The organism is Streptomyces sp. NBC_00647 (assembly GCF_045207245.1).
In the GTDB taxonomy this organism is placed as follows: domain Bacteria; phylum Actinomycetota; class Actinomycetes; order Streptomycetales; family Streptomycetaceae; genus Streptomyces.
The window spans coordinates 3,871,158-3,884,073 of record NZ_CP109040.1 but is presented as its reverse complement, the minus strand read 5'-3'; the positions used below and the strand labels follow the sequence as shown (position 1 = coordinate 3,884,073).

At 72.0% G+C, this 12,916-nt stretch carries 10 protein-coding genes; 8 read left to right on the top strand and 2 right to left on the bottom strand.

Annotated features, from left to right (window positions below; genetic code table 11):
- Positions 1-56: 56 nt before the first annotated feature.
- Positions 57-383: a carboxymuconolactone decarboxylase family protein gene (locus OG788_RS17040; protein WP_351538683.1), complete on the bottom strand. Its 327-nt coding sequence runs from the start codon at positions 381-383 to the stop codon at positions 57-59.
- 310 nt (positions 384-693) lie between these two features.
- Here OG788_RS17040 and OG788_RS17035 point away from each other — a divergent pair, with 310 nt between their 5' ends.
- Positions 694-2,034, top strand: coding sequence for a hypothetical protein (locus tag OG788_RS17035; protein ID WP_351538680.1), 1,341 nt, complete (start codon positions 694-696; stop codon positions 2,032-2,034).
- 494 nt (positions 2,035-2,528) lie between these two features.
- Positions 2,529-3,008 carry a barstar family protein gene (locus OG788_RS17030; RefSeq protein WP_351538677.1) on the top strand — a complete coding sequence of 160 codons (480 nt, stop codon included), beginning with the start codon at positions 2,529-2,531 and terminating at the stop codon, positions 3,006-3,008.
- Between the two features lie 139 nt (positions 3,009-3,147).
- Here the strand turns inward: OG788_RS17030 and OG788_RS17025 are convergent, their stop codons facing one another.
- A complete protein-coding gene (locus OG788_RS17025; RefSeq protein ID WP_406371758.1) occupies positions 3,148-3,987 on the bottom strand; it encodes a hypothetical protein in 840 nt (279 codons plus the stop codon).
- A 260-nt stretch (positions 3,988-4,247) separates the two neighbouring features.
- Here OG788_RS17025 and OG788_RS17020 point away from each other — a divergent pair, with 260 nt between their 5' ends.
- From OG788_RS17020 to rpmA, 6 genes are all read left to right on the top strand, one after another.
- Complete coding sequence (locus OG788_RS17020; RefSeq protein WP_406371757.1) at positions 4,248-5,390, top strand: tetratricopeptide repeat protein; 1,143 nt, start codon at positions 4,248-4,250, stop codon at positions 5,388-5,390.
- 233 nt (positions 5,391-5,623) lie between these two features.
- Complete coding sequence (locus tag OG788_RS17015) at positions 5,624-6,808, top strand: hypothetical protein (protein ID WP_406371755.1); 1,185 nt, start codon at positions 5,624-5,626, stop codon at positions 6,806-6,808.
- A 48-nt stretch (positions 6,809-6,856) separates the two neighbouring features.
- Positions 6,857-7,645, top strand: coding sequence for a TIGR03936 family radical SAM-associated protein (locus OG788_RS17010; protein ID WP_351538668.1), 789 nt, complete (start codon positions 6,857-6,859; stop codon positions 7,643-7,645).
- A 261-nt stretch (positions 7,646-7,906) separates the two neighbouring features.
- Complete coding sequence (locus OG788_RS17005) at positions 7,907-11,947, top strand: ribonuclease E/G (RefSeq protein WP_406371754.1); 4,041 nt, start codon at positions 7,907-7,909, stop codon at positions 11,945-11,947.
- Positions 11,948-12,214: 267 nt separating this feature from the next.
- Positions 12,215-12,535, top strand: a complete 321-nt coding sequence (gene rplU, locus OG788_RS17000) for a 50S ribosomal protein L21 (protein ID WP_164320786.1) — start codon at positions 12,215-12,217, stop codon at positions 12,533-12,535.
- 16 nt (positions 12,536-12,551) lie between these two features.
- Entirely contained in the window at positions 12,552-12,806 is a 255-nt protein-coding gene (gene rpmA, locus OG788_RS16995) for a 50S ribosomal protein L27 (protein WP_030362615.1), read from the top strand.
- The last annotated feature ends 110 nt before the right edge of the window (positions 12,807-12,916 follow it).

The window sequence follows — 12,916 nt, the reverse complement described above, 5'->3', positions numbered from 1 at the left end:
CCGTGGTCCCCGTCCTCGGGGGTCGAGCCGATCGTCTGGTCTGGTGGCGGCCGGTCTCAGCCCTGGGCCTCGATCTCGGCGTCGGCGACGGCGATCGCGATGCCGAGTGCTGCTGTGATGTTGCCCGCTGCCGTCATGACGCGGGCTGTGCCGACGATGGGGGCGATGGCGACCAGGACGTCCTGCAACTGGGCCGCGGTGACGCCTGTTTCCATGGCGGGGCCGATATGGGCCATGTAGGAGATCGGCGGAGCGTCCGAGGCGGCGAGGGCCGCGATGCGCGTGAGCAGGAGCATGTCCGGGGCCAGTCCGCACCGTTCGATCGAGTCGACCGTCATCGCGGCGAGCGTGTCCAGGACAGGGGTTTCTGACGCAGTGGCCATGTTCGGGTGCCTTCCCGTGGGCTTTCGGCGCAGAGTGCGTACTGGGTGGCGGAGCATCGAGCATCCGCGAGCGCCGGGCTTCCACCCAACGGTAGATCTGTCCCCGGCACCCCGCATGGCAGCGCGGGCCGCACCGGCCTTGAGCAGTGATGGAGGCCGCTGCGGGCGCCGCGGGGCGCCGCGATCACGGTCGCGGTCCAGCCGGGCGGGCCGACGGCGCCTCCCCCGTACGGCCCGCCTGGGAGTGCCGTTCGGTCGCAGAGCGACGGAAATGGAGGCAGGTAAGCCGCCCAGGAGCCCCGGAGCAGCCATGACCAGCCCCCACGAGCCGTCCGAGTTCGGCGCAACCCCGGAGAAGAACGCGGGTGACGCGGCGCCGAGCGGGCACCAGGGCGGTTCGACGGCTGCGCGGATCGCCAGGAACACCGCGTCGGCGGTGCTCATCGTCCTCACCTGCATCCTCGTACCGATCGCGCTGCTCACCGTGTGGGTGCACGACATCGCGCTGGACACGGACCGGTACGTGGCGACGGTCGCGCCGCTCGCCTCGGACCCCGCGATCGAGGACGCGGCGATCAAACGCATCTCGCATGCCGCCGATGTGCGGGTCGACGGCAACCAGGCGGCCTCGGACATCGCCGCCTGGCTCCAGTCGCAGGGCCTGCCGCCGAAGGCCGCACAGGCCGTGAAGGGGCTCGGCCCGCAGCTCGACGCAGCGGTCGACAGCACGGTGCAGAAGGTGGTCACGCGCTTCGTGCAGAGCGACCGCTTCGAGCAGATCTGGAAGACCGCGAACCGGGAGGCCCACGCCGGGGTCGTCCACGCGCTGACCGGCCAGGGCCGCGGAGCCATCGGCGTGAGCGGCGGAACGGTCACCCTGAACGTCGGCGAAGCCGTCGACGAGGTCAAGCAGGCGCTCGTGGACGCCGGACTGTCCCCGGCCTCCAAGATCCCCGATGTCAACAAGCAGATGGTGCTCTTCCAGTCCGACCAACTCGACAAGATCCGCAAGGGCGCCCATCTGCTGGACGTGATCGGGAACTGGTTCCCCGTGATCGTCGTGCTGATCGGCGCCGCCGGGGTGCTGCTCGCCCACCGGCGCCGCCGGGCCCTGATCCGTACGACGCTCGGCGCGGCCTTCGCCTGCCTGATCATCGCCATCGTCCTGGTCGTCGCCCGCCGCTACTACCTCGACCACCTCCCGGCCCAGGTCCAGTCGGAGGCCGCCGCCGCGGCCGTCTTCGACACGCTGCTGCACTTCCTGAAGGTCAGCCTCCGCACCGCGATCGTGCTCGGTGTGGTCATCGCGCTGGGCGCCTACCTGATCGGTCCCGGACGCCTGCCGGTCGCGGTCCGGGGCACGTCCGAGCGCGCCGCGGACTCCGCGGCTCAGTGGGCGTACGCGCACCAGGTCCGCACCGGCCGGGCGGGAACCTGGGTCCAGGCCCACCGCCGTTGGATCGCCCTGGCCGCACTGCTGATCGTGGCCCTGGTATTCGCGCTCTGGAACCACCCGACGGTCCTGACGATCCTGCTGCTCGTCCTCATCCTCCTGGCCCTGCTCGCCCTGCTCGCGCTGATGGCCGCCTCCGGACGCGCCACCGTCGAGGCCGAGAAGACCGCGCCACCGCGGCCGGGGAACGGCACATGAGGGGCCTCCCGCCGGGTGGCCCACGGTCGCGGACTTCTCGCGATTCTCGCGAGGTGACGCCGCGGCACCGCGTGGGCCGGAGTCCGATGCCGATGCCGAGCCGGGTTCCCGGCGAAGGCACGAACGCGTAAGTCGGATGCCGGAGCCACCGGCCGGCGTTACTGTGGGCGTCGTTCAGGTGCGCAGGCTGCGGCTACTTCTCCTGTCAAGAGAGCGACGCGGGTTCGAATCCCGCCGCCGGCTCCGGCCGGTGTCGTCCAGCGGCCGAGGATGCTTACGTCGCCGCCGCCGACTCCGATCTCTGAACGCCCAGGCATGAGCCGCCCACCACGAGCCGCACAGGTGGGCGGCTTTCGTCGTACGGAGAGGGCGGCGCCCTCGCGCTGGACCACCGGACCGCCGGGACCTGTGCGGGCAAGGACCCTGTCGCGGTTCTTTCCTGACGGACCGACAGGAGTCCTGTCACCACGGTGTGGTGTACTCATCCGGCGATCATGACGAGACTGCTTGCGGGGGACTTGATGAGCACCGAGGACGACATGCTTGACGCGTGGGTGGATGTGGAGGAGCGGCTGCCCTGGCTGCCTCTCGATCCCTACCTCGTGGGTGAGGAACGGCGCGGCCTGCTGGTGGACGAACTGAAGCAGTCCGGCTTCTCCGTACTGGAGATCGACCTCGGGACGGTGCGCGAGGAACGGCAGCTCAAGGCCGCGCTGGGCCGGGCGCTGGTCAAGCCGGAGGAGTACGCGGACAACTGGGACGCGCTGCGCGACCTCCTCCAGCAGCGCGGTGAGAGCAGTCCGTGGCTCATCGCCGTCGTGTTCACCGAGGCCCACGCGTTCCTCCGCGCGGACGTCCATGGTTTCGTGCGGTCCGTGTCGGTGCTGAACAGCCTGGCCGAAGAGCTGTCGAGCCTCGACGATCCGTACGGCCAGCTGGAACTGTTCTACGTGGGGGACTGGACCACGGCCTGACCGGTGAAGGACGGCGCGAAGGGGTGCCCGAGGGTCGCTTGCCGACCTGGCGGGCACCCCTTCCGTGTTGCGGCCGTCCGGCCGGTCCGGCCGGTTCAGGCGCGGGACGTACCGGGAACCGGCGGCGGAGCGGCGGCGGTCACGCGCCGTCGTTGAGGGCGTCGAAGTTGGCGGCGTCGAGCGGAGGCTGCCGGGCGACCAGGAGCCAGGGCTTGGGATGGCCCGTGCGGTCGGCGCAGGTCAGGGTCGCGGGGTGGGTGGTGGTCAGCGCGACGCAGCTTGTCTCCCAGACCTGACCCGTGGTGGTCACGATGTCGAACTTGATGCGGTTCAAGGCGGTCGTCCGGGCGTGCGCGTTGACGGAGACGCCGCAGGGCAGACCTGCCGCGCCGCCGGACGGGTAGTCCGGGTGGGTGCTGAGGTTGGTCCACAGGAAGTGCTGCGTCTCGCCGGTCCGCTGGTCGCGGATGCCCGCGAAGGTCCTTCCGCCGCTCAGGGCGATACGGACCTCGAAGTCCGGCGATTCCTGCGCGGCGTCGATGCCGGAGCACGGGCCCGTAGCGCCCGTCGCGCCGGTCTGACCCTGGGCGCCGGTGGCTCCCAGGGGGCCCGGTGCCCCCGTGGCACCCGGCGCCCCCTGGGGCCCGGGCGCACCGGTGTGTCCCGACGGACCCACCGCTCCCGTCGCCCCGGTGGCGCCCTTGGGGCCGCGCGGGCCGGTCGGGCCCTTGCACCAGTTCCTTCCGTCGGGCCGCTCGTCCGGGAGGGCCCGGTGCTCGTGGTGCGGGCCGGGCCTGCACTTGTCGCCGCCGGACGGGCCCGGCGTCGCTCGGTCGGCCGCGCTGCCGGCCGTCGCCGTCGCGGGGCCGACCACTCCCGACGCCATCACCAGCGCCAGTGAGGCCACCACGCCGGCTCTCTTGAACCGGTCGCGGGCCGGCGGGCCCAGCAGAGGGGTGGTCCTGGACTCAGGATTCATGCGCGGGTGCTCCTTGAATCGATCGGTGGGGAATTCCTCGAAGCCGATCGCGAGCTTGACCCGACGATGCCCGGCAGATCGTCCAACCCCCTCGAAACGCGCCCTATTTATCATCAAATCAGCCCAATTGAGGCGACCTGATGAGGTAATTGGCCTCCGGCGATTCGCAGTTGGATCCGCATCGCCCAATCGGGCGCTGTTCGGCTCCGTGTCCCGCGTGGAGGGGCCCTCGGCGCCCGGTGTGTGTCACATTGGCCGCCGTGAAACCGCAGACCATCTGCCTCTGCATGATCGTCAAGAACGAGTCGCGGGTCATCGAACGGTGCCTCGGCTCCGTCCGCCGTCTGATCGACACCTGGGTCATCTCCGACACCGGCTCGACGGACGGCACCCAGGACCTGATCCGCGCGGCACTCGCCGGCATCCCGGGCGAACTCCACGAGGACCCCTGGGTCGACTTCGGCCACAACCGCACCCGGAACATCCGGCACGCCCGCGGCAAGGCCGACTTCCTCCTCACCGTCGACGCCGACCATGTCCTGCGCCAGGACGCCCCGCTGCCCCGGCTGACGGCGACCTCGTACATGCTGCGCTACGACACTCCAGGCACCCAGCACCGCTTCAAGCACCTGATGCGGGGCGACCGGACCTGGCGCTACGAGGGCGTCACCCACGAGTACCCGTGCACCGACGAACCCGACGTCCAGGAGAACCTCGACGCGCTCGTGATCGAGGACCACGCCGACGGCGGCTGCCGCGGCGACAAGTTCGAACGGGACGCCCGCCTGCTGAGGGGCGAGCTGGAGCGCGAGCCCGACAACACCCGCACGGTCTTCTACCTCGCCAACACCGAACGCGACCTCGGGCACGCCGAAGAGGCGATCGCCCTGTACGAGCGCCGCGCCGCGATGGGCGGCTGGGAGGAGGAGGTCTACTGCTCGTTGCTGGAGGCCGGCCTCCTCAAGGCAGAGGAGACAGGGGACTGGCCGGGGGCGATGGACGCGTTCTCCCGTGCCTGGGAGGCGCGTCCGGAGCGGCTCGAGGCCTGCTACGAACTGGCCTCCCGGCTGCGGGTCCAGGGACGCCACCACACCGCGCACGCCCTGCTGGATGCCGCCTTGGAACGGCCCGAACCCGACGACCTGCTCTTCACCAGGAGCTGGGTCTACCGCTGGGGTCTGCTCTTCGAGTACTCGATCACCGCGTACTGGGTGGGTGACCACGCCGGCTCGATCCGGGCCTGCGACCGGCTGCTGGCCCTGCCCGACCTGCCCGAGGCCATCAGGCGCCAGACCGGGATCAACCGCGAGTTCTCGGTCCAGCGCCTCGCCACCGTCCCGGCGCCGGCCTCCACGCCGCGCCGGCCGAAGGTCTCCCGGGCGGGCAGGGCCGCGAAAAGGTAGCCCGGCACACGACACGGCTTGAGCAGGGCGGAGCAGGGCGGAAGCAGGACAGGGCCGGGGTGGGGCGGACCGGAGCGCCGGTTCAGGCCTCGCCCTCGCCCGCCCGTCGCACCGGGCCCGATGCCGCGGCCGCCATCACTTCACCGAGGTACGAAGCCGACATCACGGCATGGACGTATCAATGGGTGCCGATGCGCCGCATCCATCGAGGTGGCCGGTGCGTCTACGCAGGTATGGATCTGGAGAAGCCGCCTGCCGCGCGGCCCGGCGAACAGGCCGAGGGATGTCTTGCCGTCGCGATCCGCATTCCGGTGCGGATCGTCGTGCTCGTCCTTGTCGTGCCGGTGCGGATGCTGTGGGACGCGCTCGTCGTCGGCGGGAAGTTCCTCCGGGACACCCTGCTGCGGCCGCTGGGGCGGGCGCTCGGGTGGCTGGCACGGGCGCTGTTCGTCTGGCCCTTGGTGGCGCTGTGGCGGTACGCCGTCCTGCCGGTCGGCCGGGCGCTGGCCTGGCTGGGGCAGGTGCTGCTCGTCGTGCCCGCGGTGTGGTTCTACCGCACGGTCCTGACCCCGATCGGCCACGCGATCTCCTGGGCGGTCCGGGGGATCGGCGCCGGGTTCGCCCTGCTGTTCAAGGGCGTCGCGGCCGTGGTCGTCTGGACCGTCGGCGGCGTCGTGACCGTCCTCGACTGGGTGTACGTGCGCCTGCTCACGCCCGTCGGACGATCCGTCACCTGGCTGCTCAAGGGAATCGGGCTGGTCCTCGCGGCCATCGGGGCCGGGGTGTACACCGTCGTGGCCTGGCTGGCGCGGTACCTGCTCGTCGTCCCGGCGCTGTGGCTGTACACCTGGGTCCTCACGCCCATCGGCAGGGCGATCGCCCTGCTGGCCGAGGGGGTCGTGTGGGTCGTACGGATGATCTTCATGGGCATCGGTGCCGTGCTCTACTGGACGGCGCGCGTCCTGCTCGTGCTGCCCGCGCTCGCGGTGTGGCGCTGGGTGCTCGCACCGGTCGGGCGGGCCCTCGCGGTCGTCGCCAGAGAGGTCGGGGAGGCGCTCGGGCACGCCTGGCGGATCGCCGGGCACATCTCGCTCGCCGTCGGACGGTTCTTCGCACGCCTCTTCCGGTGGACGTTCGTGGAACCCGCGCGCTGGGCCTACCGGACCGTGCTGACGCCGGTCGGGCACGCCGTGCGCGACCTGGTGCTGAAGCCCGCGGCCGAGGCGGCGCGCAGCGTCGGGCGGGCGACCCGGCAGGCCCTGGCCGCCGCCCGGGACAGCGCCCGGCAGGCCCGAGCAGACTTCCGGCGGATGGTCTTCGGGACTCCCCGGGAACCGCAGCCGATCGCCCGGCGGGAACCACCGGCCGCCGACACACGTACTCTAGGTAGCAGTACGACCGCACTCACGAAGGACTGAACGACACTGGGCAAGCGACAGCCCGAAGGCCCGCCGCCCGCACCCGCGGTGCAGCGCATCCGACTGCGCTACACCAAGCGCGGCCGCCTCCGGTTCACCAGCCACCGTGACTTCCAGCGCGCCTTCGAGCGTGCCCTGCGCCGTGCCGCCGTACCGATGGCGTACTCGGCGGGGTTCACGCCGCATCCGAAGGTGTCGTACGCCAATGCCGCACCCACCGGCACCGGCAGCGAGGCGGAGTACCTGGAGATCGCGCTCACCGAGAAGCGCGACCCCGAGAAGCTGCGCGAGCTCCTCGACGAGTCGATGCCCCTCGGGCTCGACATCATCGAGGCGGTCGAGGCCAGCGTCTCGGGTCTCGCGGACCGGCTCACCGCTTCCGTGTGGGAGCTGCGCCTCGACGGCGTGGATCCGGCCGAGGCGGAGCGCGCGGTGGAGGCCTTCAACGCGGCCGAGACCGTCGAGGTCAGCCGCAAGACCAAGAACGGCATGCGGACGTTCGATGCCCGCGGTGCCGTGGCAAGCCTCGAGGCGACCTCCGAGACGCACAGTCCACAGGCTGATAGGCCGACCGACCAGCCCTGTGCGATACTGCGGCTGGTTGTTCGGCACGTGACGCCTGCCGTTCGACCCGACGACGTCCTGTCCGGTCTTCGCGCCGTGGCCGACCTGGCGCCGCCGGTCGCCGCTGCGGTGACCAGGCTGGCGCAGGGGCTGTTCGATGAAGAGACCGGCACGGTGACCGACCCGCTCGCGCCCGACCGCGAGGCAGTCGCAGCCGCCCCAGCCGATCGCACAGGGGCCGCCGAAACTGCCGCCGCGAAGGCGTCGGCGTAAGGAAGGTCCCGCGTAAGGACGGATGTCGTAACGCCGCCCTCGTATCCGGGAGCCACCTGGGTCGGGCAGCGCACCGACCAGAAGACTTTCGCCAGGCCGTACGCACACATGGCGTACGGAACCGGCGAGACAGGACACAGAGAGCTCCCGTGCGGCGCCCGCGCCCCGGACGGCGGCACCGCGCATCGCGCGAGCCGCGGACGTCACCGGTACTGCCGGACCAGGCGCGGCGCCCGGGAGCCTGACGGGAGATCCACCCGCATGCTCGAGCCGACCGAACCCACCGAGGGTTCCGAGACCAACAACACCCCCAGCGACACCCTGCCGCCGCGGCGCCGCCGCCGCGCGGCGTCGCGCCCCGCCGGTCCTCCGACCGCCGCCTCCGAGGCCGCGGCCGAGACCACCGCGCCGGCCATACCGGCCGTGGCATCCGCCGACCTCATGGCGGAGGAAGCCTCCGCGCAGACCCCGACCTCCGTGAACGCCGAGGCCGAAGAGCCGGACGAGGCCGAAGAGGCTGTCGAGACGGCCGAGGCCGAGGTCACCACCGACACCGACGACGCCGCACCGCGCCGTACGCGTCGCCGTGCCACCCGCCGTGTCTCCGCCCCCGCCGGTACGTCCGCGGCTGCCGAGACCGCCGAGACGGTCGTGCCCGCCGCCGCGGTCGCCGAGCCCGAGGGCAGGCCCGCCGAGGAGGCCCCGGCCGCCGTCGAGGAGACCGCGCCCGCCGGCCGTACCCGCCGGCGCGCCACCCGCCGTGTCACCGCGCCCACCGGTACGCCCGGCACCGCCGAGGCCGCCGAGGTCGTGACGACCGCCGCCGAGCCGGTGACCGCCCCCGCCACGGAGGCCGAAGCCGAGGCCGAGGCGCCCGTCGCCGAGCCCGCCGCCGAAGAGACAGCCCCCCGCCGCACCACCCGTCGTCGTGCCACCCGGCGCGCCTCCGCGCCCGCCGGCGCGCCCGAGGGCGACGCCGCCGACGAGCGTGTGGAGGCGCCCGTGACCAGCGAGAACCAGCCCGAGGAGGCCGCGCAGCCGGAGGCCGCGCAGACGGAGGCCGCGCAGACGGAGGCCGAGGAGGGCGCCCCGCGCCGTGGCCGCCGCCGTGCCACCCGCAAGGCCGCCGTCGGTTTCTCGGCGCCCGCGCCCAAGAAGTCCGAGGAGTCCTCGCGGCGCCCCGGACGTCCGGCCGTCGCCGTGTTCCAGGCGCCGGTGTTCACCGAGCCGATGTTCCAGACGCCCGAGCGGGCCGCTGCCGCTGCCGCGGCCGAGGCCGCCGAGGAAGCCGCCGAGGTGGCTGAGGCCCCCGAGCCGGTCGAGGTCGTCGAGGAGCCGACGGGTGGCCGTCGCCGCCGCCGTCGCCGGGGCGCCGAGGACGAGCCGGTGACCGTGGCCGCCGAGGAGCCGCAGGAGCCCGAGGAGTCCGCCGAGGACGCCGAAGAAGTCGAAGAGGCTGAAGAGGCCGAGGACGCCGTCGAGGGTGACGAGGGCGAGGAGGAGTCCGCGGGCTCCCGTCGCCGTCGCCGTCGTGGTGGCCGTCGTCGCCGCCGCGGCGAGTCCGCCGAGTCGGACAGCGAGGCCGGCGAGGACGAGTACGCCGCCGAGCAGGCCGCGCAGGACGCCGAGGACACCGCCGAGCAGGTCGAGGAGGACGCCGAGGAGGCCGACGAGCGCGAGGAGTCGGGCGGCTCCAGCAGCTCCCGTCGCCGTCGGCGCCGTCGTCGTCGTGCCGGTGACTCCGGTGGCGACGCCGAGCCCAGCGAGAACGACCCCGAGCGCACCGTCGTCAAGGTCCGCGAGCCGCGCGCCAAGAAGGAAGAGCGGCCCGGCGACGGCACGGACGAGGTGCAGTCCATCAAGGGCTCGACCCGTCTGGAGGCGAAGAAGCAGCGCCGTCGTGAGGGCCGCGAGCAGGGCCGCCGCCGTGTTCCGATCATCACGGAGGCCGAGTTCCTGGCCCGCCGCGAGGCCGTCGAGCGCGTGATGGTCGTCCGCCAGAGCGGCGAGCGCACCCAGATCGGCGTCCTCGAGGACAACGTGCTCGTCGAGCACTACGTCAACAAGGAGCAGGCGACCTCGTACGTCGGCAACGTCTACCTGGGCAAGGTCCAGAACGTACTGCCGTCGATGGAGGCCGCGTTCATCGACATCGGCAAGGGCCGCAACGCGGTCCTCTACGCCGGTGAGGTCAACTTCGAGGCGCTCGGCATGGCCAACGGGCCGCGCCGTATCGAGTCCGCCCTCAAGTCCGGCCAGTCGGTCCTCGTGCAGGTCACCAAGGACCCGATCGGCCACAAGGGCGCGCGTCTGACCAGCCAGGTCTCCCTGCCGGGCCGCTACCTCGTGTACGTCCCCGAGGGCTCGATGACCGGCATCAGCCGCAAGCTGCCCGACACCGAGCGCGCGCGTCTGAAGACCATCCTCAAGAAGATCGTCCCCGAGGACGCGGGCGTCATCGTGCGCACCGCCGCCGAGGGCGCGAGCGAGGACGAGCTGCGCCGCGACGTCGAGCGTCTGCAGGCGCAGTGGGAGGACATCGAGAAGAAGGCGAAGAGCGGCAACGCGCCGACCCTTCTCTACGGCGAGCCGGACATGACCGTCCGTGTCGTCCGCGACATCTTCAACGAGGACTTCTCCAAGGTCATCGTCAGCGGCGACGAGGCGTGGGAGACCATCCACGGCTACGTCTCGCACGTGGCGCCAGACCTGACCGACCGGCTGTCGAAGTGGACCTCCGAGGTCGACGTCTTCGCCACGTACCGGATCGACGAGCAGCTGATGAAGGCGCTGGACCGCAAGGTCTGGCTGCCCAGCGGCGGTTCGCTGGTGATCGACAAGACCGAGGCCATGATCGTGGTCGACGTCAACACCGGAAAGTTCACCGGCCAGGGCGGCAACCTCGAGGAGACCGTCACCAGGAACAACCTGGAGGCGGCCGAGGAGATCGTGCGCCAGCTGCGGCTGCGCGACCTGGGCGGCATCGTCGTCATCGACTTCATCGACATGGTCCTGGAGTCCAACCGGGACCTGGTGCTGCGGCGCCTGCTCGAATGCCTGGGACGTGACCGTACGAAGCACCAGGTCGCCGAGGTGACCTCGCTGGGCCTCGTGCAGATGACCCGCAAGCGGGTGGGCCAGGGCCTGCTGGAGTCCTTCTCCGAGACCTGCGTCCACTGCAACGGCCGCGGCGTCATCGTGCACATGGAGCAGCCGACGTCCATCGGTGGCGGCGGCAAGCGCAAGAAGCGCGGCCGTGGCGGTGCCGAGCAGGTCCACGACCACGAGCACGAGCTCACGCACGAGTCGGCCGATGAGCCGGAGACGGTCGAGACCGAGGCCGAGGTGGCCGCCGAGGTCGCCGCGCCCGTCGCGCTCGTCGACACCGAGTTCCAGCCGGACGAGGAGTTCTACGGCAGCGCCGCCGAGGCGGAGGCCGCGGCCACCCGTGGCCGTTCGCGGCGCCGGGCCACCCGGCGCGCGTCCGCTCCGGCGGGTGCGCCGAAGACCGAGGAGCGTGCGCCCCGCAGCAGGCGCGAGGAGCGGGCGGAGCGGGCCGCGGCCAGGTCCCGTGAGGCCGCCGAGGCCGAGCCGGCCGCGGTCGAGGACCCGGTGGTCGAGGCTCCGGCCGTCGAGCAGCCGGTCGCCGAGCAGCCGGTGGTCGAGGCTCCGGCCGAGGCGGCCCCGGCCGTCGTGGCCGAGGACGAGGCCGCTCCCCGGGGCCGTACGCGTCGTCGTGCGACCCGGAAGGTGTCGGCGCCCGCCGGTTCGCCCAAGGCGGCGGAGGAGGCCGTGGTGACGGTCACGGAGCCCGCTCCGGCGCCCGTCGCCGAGGCCGCCGCACCGGCCCCCGAGGCCGAGCCGACGCCCGAGCCGGTGGCCGAGGCCGCCGCGAGCGCCGCGCCGGCCCGTCCGCGCCGTCGTGCCGTGCGCAAGGCCACCGCGCCCACCGCGTCCGCGGAGGCGGCCGTCACGGTCGTCCCGTCGGCCGCCGCGGAGCCGGTCGCCGCCGCCGAGCCGGAGGCCGCCGAGGCCGACGCCGAGGCCGACGCCGAGGCCGACGCCGAGGCCGACGCCGAGGCTCCGGCCGCCAAGAAGACGGCCGCGCGCAAGACGGCCAAGAAGGTGACGGCGAAGAAGGCCGCCACCAAGAAGGCCGTGGCGGCCAAGAAGACGGTCGCCAAGAAGACCACGGCCAAGAAGGCGACCGCGAAGAAGACGGCCGCCAAGACCCCGGCGAAGAAGACCGTGGCGGCGGAGCAGACGCTCTCCTCCGTCACGGCGTCCACCGACGAGGACTGAGCCTCCACCCGACGTCCCGGGCCCGCGCATCCGCCGGGCCCGGGACGTCGCGTGACCGGTGGCACACCTGCGGGGCCGGACCTGGTTTGACCCTTTCGGCCGTGGCCCCGTAACCTTGACCGTCGGCGTGTCTCCTGACGCGCCGCATCCCCGTAAACCTCTTCCTCCTGGTTTCGAGAGCCTCGTGCTCCGTCTTCCGGGAGAGGCCGCTCGCGCGAGTCGGCGGCTGGACTGCGGGGTCCCGTTCCGAGCGAAAGAGAGATCCGCGTGTACGCCATCGTGCGCAGCGGTGGTCGCCAGCACAAGGTTGCTGTCGGCGACATCGTTGAGGTTGACAAGATTCCCACCGCCAAGGTTGGCGACACGGTCGAGCTCTCGACCCTGCTCGTTGTCGACGGCGAAGCCGTGACGAGCGACCCCTGGGTCCTCGCGGGCATCAAGGTCCAGGCCGAGATCGTGGACCACCACAAGGGTGTGAAGATCGACATCCTTCGCTACAAGAACAAGACCGGCTACCGCCGTCGTCAGGGCCACCGCCAGCAGTACACGGCGATCAAGGTCACTGAGATCCCCGCGGCTGCGAAGTAAGGGTAGGGACTGAGACATGGCACACAAGAAGGGCGCATCGTCCACTCGGAACGGTCGCGACTCCAATGCTCAGCGGCTCGGTGTGAAGCGCTTCGGCGGTCAGACCGTCAACGCCGGTGAGATCCTGGTCCGCCAGCGTGGCACCCACTTCCACCCCGGCACCGGTGTCGGTCGTGGCAAGGACGACACGCTGTTCGCGCTGGACGCCGGTGCGGTCGAGTTCGGCACGCACCGTGGCCGCAAGGTCGTGAACATCGTTCCGGTCGCCTGATCCAGTCCCGTCGAGGCTGATCCGGTCCCTGTGGACCTGATCGAGCGCCTCGGGGCCCAGGCTCCGTAGAACAGAGTTCTTCGCGAGGCGGACCTCACTTCCCCCACGGG

What these genes read in the sequence shown, in the direction of transcription:
- OG788_RS17040 (WP_351538683.1), bottom strand. Translation starts at nt 383, where the DNA reads ATGGCCACTGCGTCAGAAACCCCTGTCCTGGACACGCTCGCCGCGATG.
- OG788_RS17035 (WP_351538680.1), top strand. Translation starts at nt 694, where the DNA reads ATGACCAGCCCCCACGAGCCGTCCGAGTTCGGCGCAACCCCGGAGAAG.
- OG788_RS17030 (WP_351538677.1), top strand. Translation starts at nt 2,529, where the DNA reads ATGACGAGACTGCTTGCGGGGGACTTGATGAGCACCGAGGACGACATG.
- OG788_RS17025 (WP_406371758.1), bottom strand. Translation starts at nt 3,987, where the DNA reads ATGAATCCTGAGTCCAGGACCACCCCTCTGCTGGGCCCGCCGGCCCGC.
- OG788_RS17015 (WP_406371755.1), top strand. Translation starts at nt 5,624, where the DNA reads ATGGATCTGGAGAAGCCGCCTGCCGCGCGGCCCGGCGAACAGGCCGAG.
- OG788_RS17005 (WP_406371754.1), top strand. Translation starts at nt 7,907, where the DNA reads ATGCTCGAGCCGACCGAACCCACCGAGGGTTCCGAGACCAACAACACC.
- rpmA (WP_030362615.1), top strand. Translation starts at nt 12,552, where the DNA reads ATGGCACACAAGAAGGGCGCATCGTCCACTCGGAACGGTCGCGACTCC.